The 18,270-nt window shown below is 53.0% G+C and carries 23 protein-coding genes; 3 read left to right on the top strand and 20 right to left on the bottom strand.

Going from position 1 to position 18,270, the window contains the following annotated elements; all coding sequences use genetic code 11:
• Positions 1–48: 48 nt before the first annotated feature.
• The 11 genes from NST84_RS10335 to NST84_RS10285 form a co-directional block, all read right to left on the bottom strand.
• Positions 49–873, bottom strand: coding sequence for an aldo/keto reductase (locus NST84_RS10335; RefSeq protein ID WP_342565491.1), 825 nt, complete (start codon positions 871–873; stop codon positions 49–51).
• Positions 874–1,166: 293 nt separating this feature from the next.
• Entirely contained in the window at positions 1,167–1,409 is a 243-nt protein-coding gene (locus tag NST84_RS10330; RefSeq protein WP_039871963.1) for a DUF1450 domain-containing protein, read from the bottom strand.
• Between the two features lie 39 nt (positions 1,410–1,448).
• Complete coding sequence (locus tag NST84_RS10325) at positions 1,449–1,751, bottom strand: heme biosynthesis protein HemY (protein ID WP_039871960.1); 303 nt, start codon at positions 1,749–1,751, stop codon at positions 1,449–1,451.
• Between the two features lie 134 nt (positions 1,752–1,885).
• The gene (locus NST84_RS10320; protein ID WP_342565490.1) at positions 1,886–2,137 is read right to left on the bottom strand and encodes a hypothetical protein; all 252 of its coding nucleotides are present in this window, start codon (positions 2,135–2,137) and stop codon (positions 1,886–1,888) included.
• A gap of 106 nt (positions 2,138–2,243) precedes the next feature.
• On the bottom strand, positions 2,244–3,458 hold the full coding sequence (locus NST84_RS10315; RefSeq protein WP_342565489.1) for a M14 family zinc carboxypeptidase: 1,215 nt from the start codon (positions 3,456–3,458) through the stop codon (positions 2,244–2,246).
• Positions 3,459–4,377: 919 nt separating this feature from the next.
• On the bottom strand, positions 4,378–4,683 hold the full coding sequence (locus tag NST84_RS10310; protein ID WP_342565488.1) for a hypothetical protein: 306 nt from the start codon (positions 4,681–4,683) through the stop codon (positions 4,378–4,380).
• Between the two features lie 164 nt (positions 4,684–4,847).
• Positions 4,848–5,654, bottom strand: a complete 807-nt coding sequence (racE, locus tag NST84_RS10305; protein ID WP_090711066.1) for a glutamate racemase — start codon at positions 5,652–5,654, stop codon at positions 4,848–4,850.
• 295 nt (positions 5,655–5,949) lie between these two features.
• Positions 5,950–6,411, bottom strand: a complete 462-nt coding sequence (locus NST84_RS10300; protein WP_342565487.1) for a YtxH domain-containing protein — start codon at positions 6,409–6,411, stop codon at positions 5,950–5,952.
• Positions 6,412–6,514: 103 nt separating this feature from the next.
• Positions 6,515–7,186, bottom strand: a complete 672-nt coding sequence (locus NST84_RS10295; RefSeq protein ID WP_342565486.1) for a metalloregulator ArsR/SmtB family transcription factor — start codon at positions 7,184–7,186, stop codon at positions 6,515–6,517.
• Between the two features lie 60 nt (positions 7,187–7,246).
• Positions 7,247–7,687: a HepT-like ribonuclease domain-containing protein gene (locus NST84_RS10290; RefSeq protein ID WP_342565485.1), complete on the bottom strand. Its 441-nt coding sequence runs from the start codon at positions 7,685–7,687 to the stop codon at positions 7,247–7,249.
• Between the two features lie 217 nt (positions 7,688–7,904).
• Positions 7,905–8,192, bottom strand: coding sequence for a Dabb family protein (locus tag NST84_RS10285; RefSeq protein WP_342565484.1), 288 nt, complete (start codon positions 8,190–8,192; stop codon positions 7,905–7,907).
• 164 nt (positions 8,193–8,356) lie between these two features.
• Between NST84_RS10285 and NST84_RS10280 the strand changes: the two genes are divergently transcribed.
• Positions 8,357–8,941: a helix-turn-helix transcriptional regulator gene (locus NST84_RS10280; protein WP_342565483.1), complete on the top strand. Its 585-nt coding sequence runs from the start codon at positions 8,357–8,359 to the stop codon at positions 8,939–8,941.
• Positions 8,942–9,039: 98 nt separating this feature from the next.
• Here the strand turns inward: NST84_RS10280 and NST84_RS10275 are convergent, their stop codons facing one another.
• The 9 genes from NST84_RS10275 to rpmG all read right to left on the bottom strand — a co-directional run bounded on the left by NST84_RS10275 (position 9,040) and on the right by rpmG (position 15,971).
• Positions 9,040–9,666, bottom strand: coding sequence for a class I SAM-dependent methyltransferase (locus NST84_RS10275; RefSeq protein ID WP_342565482.1), 627 nt, complete (start codon positions 9,664–9,666; stop codon positions 9,040–9,042).
• A 38-nt stretch (positions 9,667–9,704) separates the two neighbouring features.
• Positions 9,705–10,457, bottom strand: coding sequence for a GNAT family N-acetyltransferase (locus NST84_RS10270; RefSeq protein ID WP_342565481.1), 753 nt, complete (start codon positions 10,455–10,457; stop codon positions 9,705–9,707).
• Between the two features lie 22 nt (positions 10,458–10,479).
• The gene (locus NST84_RS10265; RefSeq protein ID WP_342565480.1) at positions 10,480–10,899 is read right to left on the bottom strand and encodes a DUF6157 family protein; all 420 of its coding nucleotides are present in this window, start codon (positions 10,897–10,899) and stop codon (positions 10,480–10,482) included.
• Positions 10,900–11,054: 155 nt separating this feature from the next.
• Positions 11,055–11,324 (bottom strand): 30S ribosomal protein S14, encoded by a 270-nt coding sequence (gene rpsN / locus NST84_RS10260; protein ID WP_342565479.1) that lies wholly within the window; start codon positions 11,322–11,324, stop codon positions 11,055–11,057.
• 24 nt (positions 11,325–11,348) lie between these two features.
• Complete coding sequence (locus NST84_RS10255; RefSeq protein ID WP_342565478.1) at positions 11,349–12,497, bottom strand: zinc ABC transporter substrate-binding protein; 1,149 nt, start codon at positions 12,495–12,497, stop codon at positions 11,349–11,351.
• Between the two features lie 40 nt (positions 12,498–12,537).
• Positions 12,538–13,401, bottom strand: a complete 864-nt coding sequence (locus NST84_RS10250; RefSeq protein WP_342566392.1) for a metal ABC transporter permease — start codon at positions 13,399–13,401, stop codon at positions 12,538–12,540.
• Positions 13,347–14,054: a metal ABC transporter ATP-binding protein gene (locus tag NST84_RS10245; protein WP_342565477.1), complete on the bottom strand. Its 708-nt coding sequence runs from the start codon at positions 14,052–14,054 to the stop codon at positions 13,347–13,349. Before NST84_RS10245 ends, NST84_RS10250 begins: the two co-directional genes overlap by 55 nt.
• A gap of 513 nt (positions 14,055–14,567) precedes the next feature.
• Positions 14,568–15,776, bottom strand: coding sequence for a GTP-binding protein (locus NST84_RS10240; RefSeq protein WP_342565476.1), 1,209 nt, complete (start codon positions 15,774–15,776; stop codon positions 14,568–14,570).
• Between the two features lie 45 nt (positions 15,777–15,821).
• Positions 15,822–15,971, bottom strand: a complete 150-nt coding sequence (gene rpmG, locus NST84_RS10235; protein WP_342565475.1) for a 50S ribosomal protein L33 — start codon at positions 15,969–15,971, stop codon at positions 15,822–15,824.
• 225 nt (positions 15,972–16,196) lie between these two features.
• Between rpmG and NST84_RS10230 the strand changes: the two genes are divergently transcribed.
• Positions 16,197–17,240, top strand: coding sequence for a GTP-binding protein (locus NST84_RS10230; protein ID WP_342565474.1), 1,044 nt, complete (start codon positions 16,197–16,199; stop codon positions 17,238–17,240).
• A 32-nt stretch (positions 17,241–17,272) separates the two neighbouring features.
• Positions 17,273–18,262, top strand: a complete 990-nt coding sequence (locus tag NST84_RS10225) for a permease (protein ID WP_342565473.1) — start codon at positions 17,273–17,275, stop codon at positions 18,260–18,262.
• The last annotated feature ends 8 nt before the right edge of the window (positions 18,263–18,270 follow it).

Below are 18,270 nucleotides of genomic sequence, written 5' to 3'. Positions count from 1 at the left end.
TAATGTGCGTTATATTTCATGGCTTAGCCGTGCTTGTGCTTAACCAGCCTAGAACATCAGCTTGTCGGGATCAGTCCCGATCCGTTCACCGGCATCCAGTCCGCTAATAGCACTTACTTCTTCAGCTGTCAGCTCGAAATCAAAGATTTCGCTGTTCTCCTTGATCCGGGACAGGGTAACCGATTTCGGAATAATAACAATCCGGTTCTGCAGACCCCAGCGCAAAATCACCTGGGATACGGTCTTGCCGTGCTTACCGGCGATACCCTGCAGCAGCTCGTTATCCTGCAGTCTGCCCTTCATCAGCGGCGCCCAGGCCTCAATCTGAATCTGGTGCCGGACACAATAGTCATGCAGCTCCTTCTGGATAAACCGCGGATGCAGCTCCACCTGATTAACGGCAGGCACGATCCCGCTGTCTTTGCGCAGCTCCTCCAGATGATGAATCTGGAAATTGCTGACGCCGATGGCCCGCACACGGCCTTCTTCATATAAGCGCTCCAGTGCACGCCAGGTGTCTTTATATTTATCCCTGCCCGGCCAATGAATCAGATACAAGTCAATCATATCAAGACCAAGCTTCTTGCAGCTGGTGTCAAAAGCTTGTAGCGTCCGGTCATAGCCCTGATCCGAATTCCATACTTTCGTGGTAACGAAAAGGCTGTCGCGTGCCACTCCGCTTGCTGCGATGGACTGGCCGACTTCTTCCTCATTGCCATATACTGCCGCAGTATCGATGCTCCGGTAACCCAGCTCAAGTGCGGTTGTTACCGCATTAGCCACTTCGGCCCCCTCTGCTTTAAACGTGCCCAGACCAAACCAGGGCATATGAACCCCGTTATTCAGAACCGTGCTGCCATTAAGATGCTTCATACCGTTTCATTCCCTCCTCAACTATTGGCGGCTGCCGCCTATGCAAGTAGAAACGGCTTTGCCGTCCTTTAAGGGACGGTTTCCGTTTCTGCGAGAAATATAAGGATCATTTATGAGGTGCAACCTGTAAATCCTTATATTTTAAAAATCCATTCAACAACCTGTCTATTATAACACGTGTCATAGTCTGGTCCAAAATCAGGAGATTTTGCAGGCCACAAAAAAAGCCTCCGCCCGGAAGCGGAGACTTCTGCTCAGGTATGCCGGTCCAACCGGCAGCCCGATATCTGAATTTATTCCTTAACTGCCGCCGGCTTCTTTACAAAAGCTTCCGCCTTCGCCAGCACCTCATCCTCAGTAGGAGCACTTACATAACGTCCGTTAATATAGATAAAGGCCCGTTTGCCGCAAGGTCCGCAATAGGACTTGCAGCCGACTTTGATCTCGGCATCGGGCGCCATCTTGCGCAGCTTGGGCATAATTGTCTTCATTCTGGTGTGATTGCATTGATCACAAATCTGTATCTCGTTAGCCATGGAGCAACCCTTCTTCTTGTCCTTATTTACAGCAGCGGTTTAGTGGTCGCCGTGATTGCCTTTGGACGGATTAGTAATGACAAAGCCTTCTTCCGGGAGATACAAGTAATCGATCTTCACACCGTCCAGCAGCGGCTGGTTCGGGTCAAGAATAACATCGATGTCTTTGTCGGTGGAAACCACGATGTCATTTTCTTTAGGCGTGTCCAAATCAAGACCATAGTGGGCGTGGTCGCCGTGGGCATGCGTAATCGCTACGCGCAGCTTAAGCTCGCTGTTGCCTTCAAGCTCCATGGTTTTTTTTATAACTTTAGCCGCATTGCGGGTAATTTTGACGTTCATCTCTCATCCATCTCCTCTGCATCTACTTTAAAACCTCAATAATTCATTTTAAGGAAAGCCGTCTGTAAAAGCAACCTTCCCGGACAAAAGAGAGCGGTTATACGGATGAAAAACCGTCAAAATTCTTTAAACTTTCATCTTCCGGCCCTTAAGGAAGGATATTTGCGGTCCATACGTGAGACAAACCAGCCCATCAGCAGCATCGTGACCCCGATGTCATCAACCGGCATAAAAGGCATCACGTCAGGCAAAACCCAGTACAGCAGCACAGGAATAGTAAAAAGCAGCTTGTCCCCCATAGTGACTGCAGGCGAGCTGATGTACCTCCAGGTATTTCCAAATATATGAGACCACTGTTTCAGTGACAGCAGTTTTCTTAGTTTCATAGATTTCATTCCTCCCTTTAGAAAAGGACACGGCCGCGAAGCAATTGAAATTAGATTTGCGGCCGTACCCTTTGCTGTTATATTACGCAAATTTGCAGCTATTGTTTCAATTTTTATGCAAATTCGAGAGGATTTCCGCTAAAATAAGCCCGGTTTCCAGTGCAGCATCTTCGTAATCCGCCAGCGGCAGCGGGTTTTTGCCTGTTCCCAGCTCAACTGTAAAGCCCGGCCTCCGGAACTGCTGGATGAACCAGTCCTTATAACCGGCATCACTTCCGGTAAGCTCTACCGCCCGGTAGCCGCTTGCCGCCGCCAGCCGCGCCGCCAGCTCCCTGCTTCCCGGCGGTTCATATCCCCGGTAGTTCCAGTAGATTTCAGCCCCCTGGCTGTGGAGGGAAACGGCAGCTTCCCCCGGATAACGCTCGGCAAGTGCGGCGAGTGCCGCTGCTTCCGGCTCGCTGAGCGGTGCCGGACCGCTGTAGTCACGCGGAGCAGGCCCGGGAATCTGCCGGCGTTCGCGTTCCTTCTCCCAGTGGGCGGGGAACTGGTCGCCGAGATCCACGCCGCGGATATTGGCTTTCCAGTGCCGGAAGCTGCGGCGGCCGCAGTTCCATTTCATCAGCTCCGCGTAATAGGGATGGCCCGGCAGCGTCCCTTCCTGCACCAGCTCTACACCATCAGGATTGGCCATCGGTACAGCCCAAATTGTCCAGTCTGCGTACCACTGCGCCGGATCGTGCCCGTTCCAGTCACTGCCGGTTGCATAAGCTTCTGCATATTGTTCTATAAATGACATCAGACAAGGCGAGGTCAGCCATTCATTGGCATGCAGCGCAGCATTCACATGCAGATGGCGGGAGCCGCTGCCGATCCGCAGGAGGTGCAGCGGTTTGCCTAACACACTTGTTCCAATGTTACTGGCGGTGATAAAGGGATATTTTTGCGTCAGCAGCCTGATATCCTCCTCGGCCTGAACGGGTCCATACTCACAGTTAACTGCAACTATGCTGTCCGGTGCAGACTGGGGGATGACCAGCACTTTGCCCGGAACACAGCACCGGCCGGAAGTAACGCCCGGATTCAGCAGCTCCAGCTCTGCTATACCGACGCCGAACAGGGCAGCGATGGACACCGCATTGTCCCCATCCTGGACAGAGTATCGTTTTCGCGGGGCCGAAGGCAGGAACAGAACCTGCCCAGGGTACAGGTAGGGCTGCCCCCCGGCCCACGGGTTTCCCTGAATGACATGCTCCGGCGTAAGTCCATGCCTGGCGGCAATCCGGCCGACTGTATCTCCCTTGCGGGCAATATATTGCTGCATATGCCTCATCCTCTCAGACTCTCTAGTTGCCGTCATCCCCGCCAAGTCTAAGGGACACAGCCTCCTTTTATTGTATGCAGCCCCCGGCACCCGGCATGAACGAAAAGCTCCCTGAATAGCCTGTCAGCGATAAATAATGTAACCGCATACAAATGATTGGATGGTAATAACGGATGGGAGCGGGTAAACAGGAATACTTGTAAGTGGATGTGTCGTAAGTGACAGGTGGGAGCGCAGAGTATGTGACAGGTGAGTGAGCAGGACATGCAATGGACGGTAGTGGGGTTTTGCAAATGGATGTGGTAAATGACTGTGATAGATCGGCATGATGTTTTGTGAACAGCAGGGCCTGGTGAAAGATGAAGGATTGTTAAAATGGCAGTCACAGCAGATAGCTCGTTTTGTTAGGGGCAGTTTATTTAAGTGAGGTTAGCTTGAATGTCTGTTTAGCAAGGCATTGATTCGGGAACCCAAAAGGGGTTGTGTGGTAGTACGTTAGTCCGGAGAGATCAAATGCGCTTGTGTGCAAAGACGTTGGTTGAGTAGCTTAACAAGTGTTTGGCGGTGGGATACTGGTTGGTAACACATACTTGTTTAGGTAACTTATCATAGTTGGGCAACTTGTATGAGGCTGGCAGAGGGACTTGGTTCGGGTAGCTAAACTTGTCAATACGACTGGCGATGGTTCAATAACTTAAATAAGGCTGCGGCAGGGCGTTGGTTCGGATAACTTAAATATGTATGCATATGAGGATGTTAGTTGAGTAGCATAAATGTGTTTGGCGACGAGGAAGTTGATTGGGTAGCTCAAATGTGTCTGGATATGAAGAGGTTGATTGGGTAGCTCGTATGTGTCTGGATACGAAGAGGTTGATTGAGTAGCTCAAATGTATCCGGTTGTTTACGTTAGTTGACTAACTTAAATGTGTTTGGCGGCAAAAACGCTGGTTGAGCCGAATGACCTAGCGTCGAGACGTTGGCGAAAGGCGGCTCCAAAATCAAAGGCATTTTTGCCTCTCATATCGCATATTTGCCCGCTTCGCTCAAAATCAAAGGCATTTTTGCCTCTCATTTCGCCCATTCGCCGACTTTGCCCGAAATCAAAGGCATTTCTGCCTCTCATTTCGCCCCTTCGCCGACTTTGCCTGAAATCAAAGGCATTTTTGCCTCTCATTTCGCCCATTCGCCGACTTTGCCCGAAATCAAAGACATTTTTGCCTCTCATTCCGCGCACTTGTCCATTTCGCTCATTTGCCGCTCTCCACACTATTCTTCATTTGCCCCTAAAAACACAAAAAAACCGGGAATATCTCCCGGTTCATTTGCATCCATACGGCATGGGTTTGTCCCCATTCCAAGCGCCTTAGCTGGCGAATGTCATTCTTAGGCTTACAGCGAGGATACCTGCCAGACCACAGGGGTCCGCTTGAGCTGTTCGCCGAGCCAGTCGCGGGCGATCCGTTGGAACATTTCGGCATCTCCGCTGCAGAAAAACTGGTGAATCGGGGTTTCATCCCCCCGGGCCAGCTGGCCTTTGTCATAGAGAATCGTACTAATCTCCCGCGCCGTTTCATCCGCTGAGCTGATCAGCTTCACTCCCGGCCCCATCACTTTACCGATCGGCTCTACCAAAAAAGGATAATGAGTGCAGCCGAGAATCATAGTGTCGATAGGCTCGTATTTCATGCCGTTAAGAGATTCAGCCACTGCGATATGGCTCTCTTCCGAGCGGAACATGCCCTGCTCCACAAAGGGCACCAGCGCCGGACAAGCCTGGCTGACCACTTCTACAAACGGGGACAGCTCCTTTAGCGCAGCGGTATACGCCCCGCTTTTTATGGTTCCGACCGTTCCGATCACACCGACCCGGCCGGTTTTGGTAGCGCTGATAGCCGCGCGGGCTCCGGGGTGGATCACACCGATAACGGGAATGGACACCTTGGCCGAAATATAATCGAGTGCTGCTGCTGTTGCCGTATTACAAGCAATTACTATCATTTTAGGATTAAATTGAATTAAATAGTCAACGATTTGTTCAGTGAACAATTTCACTTCTTCGGTCGAACGGGGTCCGTAAGGGGCGCGGGCAGTATCACCAAAATAAATGATCTTTTCCCTGGGAAGCTGTCTCATGACTTCTTTGACAACTGTAAGCCCCCCCACACCTGAGTCTAGTATAGCTATAGCCTGCTGCACGAACACACCGCTTCCTTTTTACTTGTTTTGAGTAGCTTATGTAAGGTCAGACACAAGTGTACCTGAGTTTGAGCCCCAATTGCAGATAATACTCTTTTTGCGGCGCCAGTTCAAGAATGGATTTAAAATAACCCCCGGAAACATACAAAACCGCCTCCCGCACGATACGCGGGAAGCGGCGGCAAGCGGCCGGAGACCGGCTTCAGCCTATAGGTTTGGGCAGTCTACATTTTCAGCAAAAGCGCAGCAACCGGTTCCCCCTGGATCCGACACACCGGCTGCTCAGCGCCCGATATTAGAGAATGCTGTCCTTGTCATCTTTTGCAGCAACTCCATCTTCCAGAACAGCGTCCGCATTGTCTTCCGCATCAGCCACATCCTGTGCATCCCCGGCAGCGGCCGCAATGATCTCTGCCGTTTCCGTTTCGTCCAGACTTACAGCAGCTTCCTCAGTAACGATTCCGCTGACTACGGCAATTTCTTCCTCCGCATCAATCTGGGTATACTGCTTGCTCCATTCCTTCACTTCGCTGACCACGGACTCCACTGCGTCTTTGGCTTTCCCGTACAGCTCCGTGCTTTTTTCGCCTGCTGCACCCGCGATTTCCTGCACCTTATCAATTGCACCGTTCGTTCCGTCCACAATGTCCTGGCGCAGCTCTTTTCCCGGTTTAGGGGCAAACAGCAGGGCAGTCACAGAACCGACTACACTACCGGCCAGAATTCCCCACAGCAAGCTTTTGGTATCCTTTTTCATCGTCAATCTCTCCTTTGGATTCAAAGTGCCTCTGCCCGTCACCCCCGGGCGTTCGCCTAGTTCTGCTATATCATAAGCATAGAGAGTTTGTCCTGTGACTGGTTCAGGAAGACTTTTCGTACGTTTTGTCCCGCTTGGCCGGAGGATTCGCTGTAATCGCATACCGGCAGCATTGCCCGCCTTCGGCCATACATTCGCTTCGCGTCACCTTTGCCCCGAGCAGCTCCTCGAACAGGCTCTGTTCACACTGGCAGGCTTTGCGGTATTGCGTGGCAACCTGGCGGATGGGACAATTGTACTCCCGCATCACAAAGCTGCCGTCCTCCTCCTTGCTCCATTCAGCCATGTACCCGCCGGAATTCTGGATCGCTGACAGCTCAGCCACCCGTTCCTCCAGGTCCCGGTGCTCCATCATCGGCGTGTACTGGGCAAGCATCCGTCTGCGCCGGCCTTCAAACAGCACATTAACCGCTTCAATCCCGCTCGTCTGGTCCAGCTCCTTCAGGAGTTCCAGCGCCAGATTGTGATAGGTTTTGGGAAAATGCTCCTCCGCCCGTTCGGTCAGCGAATACACATGCATCGGCCTGCCCATCGCCTGGCGGACCACTCTCGTTTTGGCCAGCGACTCCTGCTCCAGCTGCAGCACATGACGGCGGACACCCATTTCGGTAATGCCCAGTTCCTCAGCCAGCGCGCCGATCGTCAGCGGCCCCTTCATTTTGAGCAGCGTCATAATATTGCGTCTTGTCGAACCGCTCTCCTGCCCTTTTTTCATGTTCAAGTCCCCCCTTTCCTTGCGGCTGGCGCACGCGTATTGTATACCCCATTTATAGAATTAGACCTGTATTTCCGCCCCAAGCTCCTGATCCAGATATCTGCGCACTTCCAGGGCAAAACGGTCCAGAATACCCGGCAGCAGCAGGGTCAGCGGGTGAAGCCTGCTCCGGTCCCAGACAAAATAATCCTGCACCAGCGGCTTACGGAGCGCCACCAGATCGATCAGGGTATCGTACATTCCGCTGTCCCCGAGCACTGTTTCCTCGTTAATGATCGAAATAATATCCTCATAGCTTCCCGCATCGCGCATAATAAAGCCGTCAATCAGGCAGCTGCCGACATCCGTCACTACCTCAATCGCCAGATGCAGACACCGCTCCTGTACAAGTCCGTTAATAATGCCACCGTCCCAGGAATCCGCAGCACTGCGCAGACCGGTCCCGATTGCGGGAATCTGATCCAGTATATTCTCAATTTGTTTCCGGTTAACATAGTACACAGCTTAACCCTCCAAGTCTGGTGGTGTGGAAGAACGATAACATGCTATACTTATTTGCCGCGTCTGCCCTTGCGTTTCAGCCAGAACAGCATAATGAAACAGGCAGCCAGAAAAACGATCAGATACGTCAACGCTTCCATCGGATACTCAAGCTCACGCATTCACATCACCGCTTCCGGTATAAAATGAAAACCCGGCCCTACGCAGCCGGCTACACTTAAATTTCGTAATCCACAGCGATAGAAAGCTCTTTAACCTCGTTAATGTGGGCAATAACTTCCTTGTGGGCAGGGTGAACCTGATAGGCCTGCAGATCCTCAAGTGAAGCAACGGTAGTCACCAGCGCGATATCGAAGGAACGCTCCGAATGAATCACATCTGCACCAACCTCAATAGAGAGCAGCTGCGGAATCTTCCCTTCCATGTTGCGGAGTACGCCTACTGTAACGGCCACACTCTCCGGAGACCGGTCTTTTAATTTGAAAAATACGATATGCTTGATCATCTATTTCGCTCCCTGCTGTGAGTATTGTAAATTTGATTACTAAAAATATATCATAACGGCAACACTTCTGAAAGAAACTTAACCCCCATGTCAGCAATTACAGCATTAACCATTGCAGCGTACCGGAAAGTATTGTAGTATAACGTTAAAAATTCGGAGGAAGTATGCCTAAGAATCAACAAGAACCTCACAAAATTCAGGCTTGGTCTCTGATCAACCGCAAATATCTTGGACAGGGCGTACGTGTAAAACGGTTCCGCAGACCTAAACGCAGCCAGATCCGTAACCGGGTACTGCTGGCCATTCTGATGGCCAAGGACATGAAGCTCTCCAGGCTTGCCGAAGAGCTTTCCGTATCCTCGCGCAGTGTAAGCGCCTGGGTGTACGAAGGCCGCATCCCCTCCAGAAACAATCTGGACAAGGTATGCCGGCTGCTGGGCTATCCGTCCCATATTCTGTTCAATGAGGCACTGCTGCGGCAAAGTCCGATTGTCTGCCAGCCCACCCCATCCCGTTTTATGAAAAGAACGCTTGCCCACTCTCCGCAGAATAATGTTATTCTTACTGGGCTGTGCATGGTGTATGACTTCTCTGTAACGGATGTCAGCATCTGGATCGGCGTCCACCCGGGCACCTTCCGCAAATGGCTGCATCACTGCCATCTTCCAACCCTGGCTCTGCAGGAAAAGGCGGAGAGCTTCTTCCGTATTCCGCGGCATATTTTGTTCGCCGATTGTGAGCTGAGATAGCGGACATAATACCCGGATGATCTTATTTACTCCTTAGTGACAACTATACTTAAGGCCCTTCTTTCTATAAAAGAAGGGCCTATTGGCGTCTTCGGTATTTAGGACAATGTACGTGCAATAATGTACCGCAGTATGTATTCATGAGCCCCGCCCTGGCTGCTATGCAGCCGCTCGGTAAATGATCCGGTCTCCAGAATCTCCGTTCCGGCAAAATGATCTCTTAGATCAGCCTCGCTGAAAAAGTGGGCATATTTCCCTTCCTTATATTCATAGGTTCCCGGTTCAAGTTGGTTGCCTGTGCCGTTGTTCGGGTCCTCATCGGAAAAGCTGGTGAAATACAGCAGCCCGCCGGGCCGCAGCTGATCCAGGCATGCAGCAACCAGCTGCCGCCGCTGTGCCTCCATAAATAAATGAAGCACATCATAGCAATATACAGCGTCCACTTGTGTATTCAATTGTACCTCCAGCGCCGATCCGGCAATAAAAACAGTTTCCGGGTCCCACTCCGCCGCCAGCTCCAGTGCCTCCGCGCTCATTTCAACGCCATAGGCAGTGAATCCCGCCGAGAATACTTTGGTGTTACGTCCATAGCCTGCGCCGGGCACCAGCACCGATTTCACACCTTCTGCAAGAAAAAGCTTCCTTGCCTGCTCCGCCGACGGACTCGGCTCACTACCCCATATCATGCCTTCCCGGGCAAAGCGCCCATCCCAATATTGCGACATGGTTATCTCCTTTGCTGTTGGAATTTTGCTGTTAGAATCTAGTCTCTAATCCTATACCAGTATCTATATGCTTCCTTATAGCCCAGCTTGTCATATAGAGCGGATGCGCCGGTGTTAGCCAGAACAACCTGCAAAAAGGATGCCGACGCACCCTGTGTGCGTCCCCAGTGCAGCAGGCCGAGAATCAGCTCCTCCGCCATTCCTTGTCTGCGGTATTCAGGTGCTGTAATGATGTCGTACAGCCCGATATAGCCATGCTGTATAACACCAAGACCGCAGGCGGCTGGCACACCGTCCTTCAGGAGCAGCGCATATCCCTGCTGCAGGCTGGAGGATGACAGCATCCGGGAGAGCGTATCCCGCTGTGCTTCGGACAACTCCGCCTGGCGGGCGAAAACCGCAAGCCATTCAGCTGTAAGCTGCCCGCTGATTACGAGCGTATGCCGGCTCTGCAGCGGCGGCAGCTGCTCCAGTTCAAGAACCCGGACGGATGAGGGGCTGTCCATCCGGTAGCCCTGTTCACTTAACAGGTCATCAAGTCCGGCAGGATGGATGTACGGGGTGATTTTAAATACCGTCTGCAGCCCGTCCTGTTCATAATATTGCTCAGCAAGCCGGATTTTCTGCCCCACATCAAGACTATATCCCGTCTCTGACGGTCCGTATAACGGATTCACAGAATTCGACCGTTTCGTATAGCCTGAGGCTGACCGCAAAATCCAGCCATCCAGCAGCACACTCTGCTCCGCCGGCCAGGTATTCAGGGTCAGCTCTTCAATATTTTTGTACACAGCCGCATCCTCCTTTATGTCTCTAGCTCCGTTTGCTCCGCATCGCATTCAGCAGGGTTAGCCCGCTGTCTGTCCCGGAAATAAACCCGTCGTATTCCGGGGATTCCATGGCGTAAATGGCGATCCTGCCCTCAGCATCATAATGGACACCCCAGCCATAGCGCTTGGGCAGCATGGAGGCACGGAGGCAGGGATGCTTTTTGGAGAACAGCTCGGCCCATAATTCAGCCCTGCGGGAAGTACGCTCCTCCTCCGGAATTTGCTTGTGGCGGACATGAACCTCATACAGCAGCTCCTCATGTGTATACCGGTAGGGACAGTCTGCAAGCAGCTCGTATTGGATGATATGCGCAGGCAGCTGCGGTTTTGAGCTGACCGGTATGACTCCTGTCTCCACCGGACAATCCGCTGCGACACGGATAAACGTGTTGGAATAGCTCATTTTCCCGCCTCCTTTCTTCTATATTAGTGTACTGAACTCATCAGGTAAAGGGATCCAGATTCAACAAAAACAGCCACTGCCCGAAAAACCGGGAATGGCTGTCTGTGCTGTCTGTCAGGTTTATTTGTAAAAGACTGCTTCCGTGCAAGCTTAAGCTACCAGCTGGATTTGGTGACACCGGGAATCTGGCCCTTCAGCGCCAGTTCGCGGAAAACAATCCGGGAGACTTTAAATTTGCTCAGGTAACCTCTAGGCCGGCCTGTAACAGCGCATCTGTTCTTCTGGCGTGTCGGCGAGGAATCGCGCGGCAGCTTCTGCAGTGCCATATAATCTCCTTTCGCTTTCAGCTCTCTGCGTTTGTCGGCGTATTTAGCGAACAGCTCCTGGCGTTTGAGCTCTTTAACCACTTTGGATTTTTTGGCCATTGCTATACAAGCTCCTTTCTATTATCAGTAATTATTCAATGCTATCTTCAGCGCTTCAAGATTCAGGCGCATAATCGCTATATAATCGAGATTGCTGCTGCGTTCCTCATCAGTCAGACCTTCAAGCGGGTTCAGAACGGCCGTCTTTGCTCCAATTTCATGGGCAATCGTTTCAGCGACACTGGAAGAGACCAGAGTTTCAAAAAAGATCGTTTTTACATTGTTGGCCTTGGCAAACTCAACAATTTCAGCCATCTGGGCAGCGGAAGGCTCCTGTTCCGGTGACAGGCCGGCAATCGGCACCTGAGTCAGGCCGTATTCCTTAGCCAGGTAGCCGAAGGCGGCATGCTGGGTAATAAAATCCTTACGTTTGGTATTGGACAGGCCGTCCTTGAAGTCCTTATCCAGCTGCTCAAGCTCAGTAACATAGCTGTCGGCGTTAGCTTTGAATGCAGCAGCATGTGCCGGGGCTGCCGCGGCAAGCGCAGCTTCAATAGTGCGTACCTCCTGAATTGCCAGGGAAGGCGCCAGCCAGACATGGGGGTCCAGGCCGCCATGGTCGTGGGCATGTCCGTGTTCATGGTCATGATCGTTAGCTGCTTGAGCCTCATCTGCATGTTCATGGTCATGATCGTCAGCGCTGTGAGCCTCATCTGCATGTTCATGGTCATGATCGTCAGCGCTATGAGCCTCTTCCGCATGCTCATGGTCATGACCCGCCTCTTCGCCTTCGGCGCTCTCCATAATTTCCAGCCCCTTACTGGCCTCCACAGCGATCAGCTTGCTGCCGGAGGCACCGTCCACGACCTGACCGGTCCAGCTCTCCATTCCGGCCCCGTTGTAGATAAGCATGTCCGCATCTGTAATCCGGGCCATGTCCTGGGCTGTCGGTTCCCAGTCATGCGGCTCGACTCCTGCCGGTACCAGCAGCTCGACATCAGCCAGATCACCGGCGATCTGCCGGGTGAACTCATAAATCGGGTAGAAGCTTACTTTGATATCGAGCTTGTCAGCAGGAATTGCTGCCGTTTCAGCAGCGGTTGTATTTGCATTGCCTGCAGCGTTAGTAGCAGCCGTATTGCCCGATGGATTGTTGTTATTGCCGCAGCCTGCAGCAATAAGCAGGGCTGACAGGGAAAGGACGGCAAGATGACGGATGTTGAACGTTGGCATAATGAGGGGTAACACTCCTTTTCTTCAATGGATTCATTCTTTATATTTCCTGAACGGAGCTTCTGCTGCGCAGCGGGCCCCGGTATTTACTATGGCGGCGTTTCAGCCTGATCAGCTTTTGTATAGCAATGGCTGTCAGCAGGAACAGCAGCAAGATGAGCGCAATCGTGCCTCCGGGAGGCGTATTTATATAATAGGAGGCGGTCAGGCCGCTGAACACGCCGAGCAGCCCGGCAGATACTGCAATCAGAATAGCGGCGGTGAAGCCGGAAGCAATGCGCAGGGCAAGTGATGCCGGCAGAACAATCAGCGCAGATACCAGCAACACGCCCACTACCGGCATAGCAGCGGCGACAGTCATACCGGTAAGCACTGCGAACGAAAAGGACAGAAGTCCTGTACGGACTCCGCTGATGCTGGCAGTCTCTTCATCAAAGGTCAGGCTGTAAAGCGGCCGGCGCAGTACGATGAAATAGACCAGGCCAACAGCGGCAACGACCGCGATGAGCCTCAGCTGGGTATCGCTGACGGCGACTATGGAGCCGAACAGATATGAGCTGAAGCTTGTGCTCAAATTCTGCTTCAGGCTCATCAGCACCACTGCCAGCGCCAGTCCTGTGGTCATGATAATGGCTACCGGGAGTTCACTGTATGTACGGTAGGAACGGCGGAGCTGCTCGATGACGAGTCCGCCGGCAACGGCGACGGCAAAGCCGCTAAGCGCCGGATTAAGCTGGAGCACTGAGCCGAGCGCCACTCCGGCCAGCGACACATGCGACAGTGTATCGGCCATCAGCACCTGGCGCCGCAGCATCAGATAGACGCCAAGCAAAGGGCCAATGATCCCAATCAGCCCTCCGGCCCAAAATGCGCGCTGCATGAATTCGTAACCAAACATGTCCAGCCCTCCTCCTCCTTGCGTTCCAGACTGATCACACTGTCCAGATATGCGCCCGCTTCCTCCAGCCCGTGTGTGACCATAATGACGGTCCGGCCATGGGCATTTACATAATGGCGCATCAGTTTATAAAATCCGCCGCGGCTTGCCGCATCCATCCCGGTTGTCGGCTCATCCAGCACCAGCACCTGCGGCTGCTGGGTCAGCGCCCGGGCGATGCAGATCCGCTGCTTCTGTCCGCCGGACAGCTCGCCAATCCTGCGGCTGCGGTAGTCCCACATCTCCACCTGCCGCAGACAACGCTCCACAAGCTCATCCTGTTCGCGGGTAAAGCGGCGGAATAATCCCAGCTGCCCATAGCAGCCGGACCGCACAAGCTCAATTACCGAACTCGGAAATCCGCTGTTAAATGAAGCTACCTGCTGCGGAACATAACCGACGTTCAGCCTGCCTTCTGCAGCCAGCTCCTTATTCAGTTCAACCGTCCCGCTCCAGGGCCGCAGAAGGCCCAGCATCAGCTTAAGCAATGTAGTCTTCGCCGCCCCGTTCGGCCCGGTAATGCCGATAAACTGCCCGGTTTGAATATCCAGCGTGAGGCGGTCAATTACCGGCTCTTCACCGTAACCAAATACCACATTACGCATGGACGATAATATCATGGCCCTGCCTCCCTTCTTGACTCGTCGGCTCCCATCCACTTGCACCGGCTCATACTTAATCGCACCGGCTTTCACCCACCTTCACTGTTTCTAACGGACTCCAATGCCGTTAAATGCGCCTGCTGAGCCACTTTCCATTTCTTACGGACTCAGATGCCGTTAAAAATTTCTGAGCCTCGTTTTCAGCCCAATAAAGGCTATGGTGTCCGTTAGAGTCATTCTGTGGCGTTCAAGGGACATTCAAAGGGCATTCAGCACCCGTTGTTAGTAATTATTACGTTTTCACTTCAATGAGTTTATCGTAATAATTACGATTTGTAAACCGGTTTGACGAAATTAATCATAATAATTACGATTAATCAACATCTATAGCTTCTCACTCCTTTAGCTCGAACCGAAAACCGGAACCCCCAGCAGTAACATGCGATCATTCGAAGCCTGCGCTACTCGTACAGCATTCTAATTCTGATCCTTGATTCCGCCTCTGTATCGTTCACATCTTAAACACCACTGTTACTCCTGCCCCGCAGCCAGCAGCTCCTCAGAAGGCCAAGGCAGCGGATTATTAAACTGCTTCCAGTCCTCTCCCATCTCTTCAGCGGACAGGAGGCATCTGTCAAGCCGCGCTTCCAATGCAGCCCGGTCCGTTCCGATGCCGATGAACACGATCTCGTTCATCCGGTCACCCCACTGCTGATCCCATTTGGCCTTCACATCCGGCTCAGTTGCCAGCACCTCCTGCTGCTGACTTTCCGGCAGTGTAGCCAGCCAGTAGCCCGCCGGGCCGAACTGGATTGACGGTCCGGCCTGGCTCAGGGTTGCCGCCAGATCACCTTTGGCGGCAATCCAGACCAGACCCTTGGCCCGCACCACTTCCTCCGGCCAGTTGCTGAAGAAGAAGCTGAGCCGCTGCGGATGAAACGGTGCTCTGCGCCGGTAAACGAACGAGGCGATGCCGTATTCCTCCGTCTCCGGTGTATGCTCCTCCTTGTTCAGCTCGGCAATCCAGCCGGAGGACATGCTTGTTTTTTCAAAATCGAACCGGCCGGTGTTGAGAATTTCCTTAGGATCCACCACACCCTTAACGGTGCGGATTATTTTGGCGGAAGGCTGCAGTCTGCGCAGTACGGCCTCCAGCTTGTTCAGCTCCTGTTCCTCCACCAGATCACATTTGTTCAGCAGCAGCACATCGCAGGTCTCGATCTGGTCGATCAGCAGGTCGACGATATCGCGGAAATCATTTTCCCCGGCGGTCATGCTGCGGTCAAGCAAGCTGTCCCCTGAAGCAAAATCATGCCAGAACCGGTTCGCGTCAACCACCGTAACCATCGTATCGAGCCTGGCCAGCTCCGTCAGATCAATATCCAGCTCCGGATTCGCGTAAGTAAAGGTCTGGGCCACCGGTACGGGCTCGCTGATCCCGGAGGATTCAATCAGGATATAGTCGAACCGGCCTTCAGCAGCCAGCTTGCTCACTTCACGCAGCAGATCGTCGCGCAGGGTGCAGCAGATGCAGCCGTTTGACATCTCCACCAGCGTCTCTTCAGTCCGTGACAGAGTGTTACCGGATTTGACCAGATTGGCATCCACGTTCACTTCACTCATGTCATTGACGATTACCGCCACCTTCAGGCCATCCCTGTTCTGCAGGATATGGTTGAGCAGTGTAGTTTTGCCGGAGCCGAGATAGCCGCTCAGTACGGTTACAGGAATTTTTTTCATGGTTATGCCCCTTACTTTAGTTTTATTTGCACTAACACTTGAGCATTAGCGGGTTTCACGGTGCAGTGTAACGCGCTTCAAACGCGGACAATATTTTTTCATTTCCAGACGCTCGGGATTATTTTTCTTATTCTTGACGGTGGTATAGTTGCGGTCACCTGTTTCCGTACAGGCCAAAGTAACAGTTACTCTCACAATAATCAGCTCCTTTTATTTAATCGTAATTTTTACGATTTACACATCATACAGGCTCCTTTAGCCCGCTGTCAACTGCCTGTGCCAAAAAAATTCTATCAGCGCAGCAGGAACTCTCTTACATTTGTGGTCTTTCTGTCCGCCGCAGCACGTATAGATGGAATTATGAAACTATGATTCTTGCAGTTACTGACTGATAACAAAAAAAAGGCGGGAGTGTGGACCATGAAGATACCGGTGATGATATTGAGCGGCTTTTTGGGGAGCGGGAAGACAACCCTCCTGCTCACCCTGCTGCATGAGAGCAAGGCACGGGGGCTGAATGCAGGGGTTGTGATGAACGAGCTGGGTAAACGCGATGTCGACGGCTATATTTTACAGGAGCAGACCGGGGCCAATGTGGAAAAGCTGCTGGACGGCTGTGTCTGCTGCAGCCGCAAAGAGGATTTGCCCAGAAGCCTGAATGCCGTACTCGCCCGGCGGCCGGACATTATCTATATCGAGCTTACCGGGGTGGCCGATCCTGAAGAAATCGCCCTGACGCTGCAGGAGCAGCCGCTTAATGAAAAAGTAAATCTGCATTATACCGTTTCCGTACTGGATGCGGAGAACGTGCTGGAATACAACAGCCGCTTCTCGTCCGACAAGCAGCTGGTCCGGACACTCCGCAAGCAGCTTGCCGGTGCTGATCTGCTGATCGTCAACAAATCCGACCTTGTCGAGCCGGAGCGGCTGTGGCGTATTGAAAAAACAATCCGCAAATACAATATGGACTCGGAGATTGTTTTTACCCATTACAGTGAAATCAATCTTGCCCCGCTGCTCGCCGGCATAATTCCGCAGGAGCCCCGTAAGGCCGCCGCCCTGCGCAGTGTGCTTCCTGTCAGCGGTGTTCCGCTAAAACGCCAGCAATCCGGACAGACTCCCGGAGCAACCGCCGTACAGGAGCGGGAGACCGGCACCGGCGGCTCCTACTCGCAGGTATCCGCTGTCACACTCACCTTTCCGCAGTCTGCGGAGCAGGGCATTTCGGGAGAGAAGCTGGAAGCCTTCCTGCGGCAATGGGGTGCCAGCCTGCTTAGAGCCAAGGGCCATGTCCGCCTGGCTGGCCAGGAGCACGGACTTCAGCCTGTCCAGCTGGTCCAGTTCGCAGGTAACCGGATCAGCTGGGAAGCCTCAAGGTATCCCGGCCAGCCTTATATTGTATTTATCGGTCTGGGTTTAAATGAAGAGCAGCTGAGCAGCCGCTGGTCTCAGCTTTTCAGCTGAAGCAATGAAACGGGAAGGAGCCTGACGACGCCTTGACTATATTTTCACCGCTCAAACTGCTGCCGCTGCTTGTTCCCGCCGTCTTTCTGATCACCCTGGGCATAGTCTGGCTGCCGGAACATCCGGAGCTGCTGGACAACGCCTATATGCACAGCTTTAAAGCAGCTTTTATCGGCATTCTGCTGGAGGCTATGCCCTTCGTGCTGCTCGGCGCCCTGCTCTCCTCACTGCTGCGTGTATTCGTTCCGGACGAATGGATCTCACGCTGGATTCCGCGGCGCCCGGTCCCGGCGATCCTGTTCGGCTGCCTGCTGGGCATCATTTTCCCAGTCTGCGAATGCGGAATGATTCCGCTTGTCCGCCGGCTGATGCAGAAGGGGATGCCGCTGTATGTCGCTATTGTGTTCATCCTCTCCGGCCCGATCCTGAACCCTGTCGTATACGGGGCTACGCTGACTGCCTTCCGCACCCATCCCTGGCTGGCTTACGCGCGGATGGGACTGGCTTTTGCCGTGGCAGCTGCTGTAGGTCTTATCATATACGCCACTGTGACCAAGTCGCCGCTGCGGCTGACCATCCGGCGGGAGAGCGGCGAAGCACACCGGCTGGCCACCCGCGGGGGCCGGTTTGTCTCCGTGCTTGTGCATACCTCGGATGAATTTTTCGAGATGGGCAAATATCTGATCATCGGCTGCCTGCTGACTGCGGGCATTCAGACCTTTATGGATCACAGCAGCCTTCAAGCCATCGGCGGCATGCCGCTGGGCTCGTATCTGTTCATGATGGGCCTCGCCTTCGTGCTGTCACTATGCTCCACTTCTGACGCTTTTGTTGCGGCCACCTTTCTGCATACCTTTCCGTCCGGCTCCCTGCTGGCCTTTATGGTGCTCGGACCGACACTTGACTTCAAAAACTCGCTGATGCTGCTCTCCCTGTTCAAAACCAGATTCGCCTTCTATCTGTTCTTTCTCATTTTAGCAGCCGTTTTTATCGGCTCGGTGCTGGCTTCTCTCTGGCTCTAGTCTTTACT

The sequence above is a fragment of the Paenibacillus sp. FSL R7-0345 genome, from assembly GCF_038595055.1.
Classification (GTDB): domain Bacteria; phylum Bacillota; class Bacilli; order Paenibacillales; family Paenibacillaceae; genus Paenibacillus_AQ.
The sequence above is the reverse complement of the archived record's forward strand: the minus strand, read 5'-3'. Positions and strand labels throughout refer to the sequence as shown.

What these genes read in the sequence shown, in the direction of transcription:
- NST84_RS10335 (WP_342565491.1), bottom strand. Translation starts at nt 873, where the DNA reads ATGAAGCATCTTAATGGCAGCACGGTTCTGAATAACGGGGTTCATATG.
- NST84_RS10330 (WP_039871963.1), bottom strand. Translation starts at nt 1,409, where the DNA reads ATGGCTAACGAGATACAGATTTGTGATCAATGCAATCACACCAGAATG.
- NST84_RS10325 (WP_039871960.1), bottom strand. Translation starts at nt 1,751, where the DNA reads ATGAACGTCAAAATTACCCGCAATGCGGCTAAAGTTATAAAAAAAACC.
- NST84_RS10320 (WP_342565490.1), bottom strand. Translation starts at nt 2,137, where the DNA reads ATGAAACTAAGAAAACTGCTGTCACTGAAACAGTGGTCTCATATATTT.
- NST84_RS10315 (WP_342565489.1), bottom strand. Translation starts at nt 3,458, where the DNA reads ATGCAGCAATATATTGCCCGCAAGGGAGATACAGTCGGCCGGATTGCC.
- NST84_RS10310 (WP_342565488.1), bottom strand. Translation starts at nt 4,683, where the DNA reads ATGAGAGGCAAAAATGTCTTTGATTTCGGGCAAAGTCGGCGAATGGGC.
- NST84_RS10300 (WP_342565487.1), bottom strand. Translation starts at nt 6,411, where the DNA reads ATGAAAAAGGATACCAAAAGCTTGCTGTGGGGAATTCTGGCCGGTAGT.
- NST84_RS10295 (WP_342565486.1), bottom strand. Translation starts at nt 7,186, where the DNA reads ATGAAAAAAGGGCAGGAGAGCGGTTCGACAAGACGCAATATTATGACG.
- NST84_RS10285 (WP_342565484.1), bottom strand. Translation starts at nt 8,192, where the DNA reads ATGATCAAGCATATCGTATTTTTCAAATTAAAAGACCGGTCTCCGGAG.
- NST84_RS10280 (WP_342565483.1), top strand. Translation starts at nt 8,357, where the DNA reads ATGCCTAAGAATCAACAAGAACCTCACAAAATTCAGGCTTGGTCTCTG.
- NST84_RS10275 (WP_342565482.1), bottom strand. Translation starts at nt 9,666, where the DNA reads ATGTCGCAATATTGGGATGGGCGCTTTGCCCGGGAAGGCATGATATGG.
- NST84_RS10265 (WP_342565480.1), bottom strand. Translation starts at nt 10,899, where the DNA reads ATGAGCTATTCCAACACGTTTATCCGTGTCGCAGCGGATTGTCCGGTG.
- rpsN (WP_342565479.1), bottom strand. Translation starts at nt 11,324, where the DNA reads ATGGCCAAAAAATCCAAAGTGGTTAAAGAGCTCAAACGCCAGGAGCTG.
- NST84_RS10255 (WP_342565478.1), bottom strand. Translation starts at nt 12,497, where the DNA reads ATGCCAACGTTCAACATCCGTCATCTTGCCGTCCTTTCCCTGTCAGCC.
- NST84_RS10245 (WP_342565477.1), bottom strand. Translation starts at nt 14,054, where the DNA reads ATGATATTATCGTCCATGCGTAATGTGGTATTTGGTTACGGTGAAGAG.
- NST84_RS10240 (WP_342565476.1), bottom strand. Translation starts at nt 15,776, where the DNA reads ATGAAAAAAATTCCTGTAACCGTACTGAGCGGCTATCTCGGCTCCGGC.
- NST84_RS10230 (WP_342565474.1), top strand. Translation starts at nt 16,197, where the DNA reads ATGAAGATACCGGTGATGATATTGAGCGGCTTTTTGGGGAGCGGGAAG.